A 1,332-nucleotide genomic window follows, 5' to 3' on the forward strand; every position below is an offset into this window, starting at 1 on the left:
GGGGTCGTTCAGGACTGCCCGGCCGATCTTGCCGACGAGGTCGATGATGGTGCCGGCGATGACGCCGGCGGCATGGATGACCTGGTCACGGGCGGTGTTCAGGGCGATGGTGAAGCAGGCCCGGTCCGCGGTGATGTCCGGGGCTTGGTCGGTGGCGCCGGACATCGCCAGCCGCAGTGCCTGGTAGGCGGTGAGCAGGGCGTAGACCTCTTGATCGATCCCGGCGGGAGTACGCGCCCGGAGGACCCGGCCGCCGAGGGTGGTCGACTTCAGTTCCAGGAACGCGGTCTCGATCTCCCAGCGCTGGTGGTAGAGGGTGATCAGGTCCAGTGCGCTGAACCGGCGGTCGGTCAGGGTGGTGATCAGCTGGTATTGGCCCGTGTGGTGGGGCTTTCCGTCGGTATGCACGGTGATCTCGGCGTCGATGACGCGGACGACGACGCTGCCGAGCAGGGCGAGCCGGGACCCGTCGCGGTAGCGGCCGACGGTCGGTAGCTTGCGGTTGTTCTTGCAGCGGATGAGTAGGTCCGCGCCGGTGGCGTGGATCTGCTCGACCAGATCGCAGACGGCGAAGTTGCGGTCGGCCAGCAGCAGCATGCCCGGTTTCAGGCAGCGGAACAGTGCCGGTGCGTAGCGGACCTCGCCGATGCCGATCGGGCCGAAGACCGCGTCGATGACCGTGCGGGAGCCGCAGGCCACGATCGCGACCAGACGCAGCAGCGGATACCCGGACCCGCCGTGAGACCCGGTCTGCCGGCCGTACGTTTTCAGGTTGGCGGGGCTGTCCGGGACTGACATGGTGGTGCCGTCGATTGCGCAGAGCAGCAGGCCCCGCCACCGTTCGGCTGCGGGAGCAGGCCCGCAGATCAGAGCGAACAACGCGGCCAGCGGCTTCACCCCGATGCGGCGGCGGGCCTGCGCCAGTGCCGAGGAGCTCGGATCAGCCACGGCCAAGCCGTCGAGACCGCTGGTCAACCGGGCCCAGACCTGCCGGTAGCCGCACTCGGCGAACAAGCCCGCGGCCAGTAGAAGATAAACGGCCACCCGCGACGGCAGGTCCCGGACCCGGGCCTGCATCGCGCCGGTCATGGTGAGGACGTCGTCGACCATCTCGAACGGCACGACCTGCGTCAACTCGCCCAGATGTCCTGGCGCGAACCGGCCCGCGGCTACCTCGATCGTGCGGTGAATGACAGAATGCTCGGGCAGCGGAACTCCCAGCTCGAAGGGTGTCTTGTGAGGACAACCCCTCTATAGCGGGAGTTCCGCTGTTCCATACGCATCGACACACCCGCTTGACACCCCGCCACCACCGCTAACTACGCGGCATTG

The 1,332-nt window shown here is 68.0% G+C and carries 1 protein-coding gene; it reads right to left on the reverse strand.

Features of this window, described 5'->3' with window-relative positions; translation table 11 throughout:
• Positions 1–1,221, reverse strand: a 1,221-nt coding sequence (locus AB0E90_RS51675) for an IS4 family transposase (RefSeq protein ID WP_360421234.1), incomplete at its 3' end; no start/stop codon positions are given.
• Positions 1,222–1,332: the final 111 nt, after the last annotated feature.

This window comes from Actinoplanes sp. NPDC026619 (genome assembly GCF_040638295.1).
Lineage (GTDB): Bacteria > Actinomycetota > Actinomycetes > Mycobacteriales > Micromonosporaceae > Actinoplanes.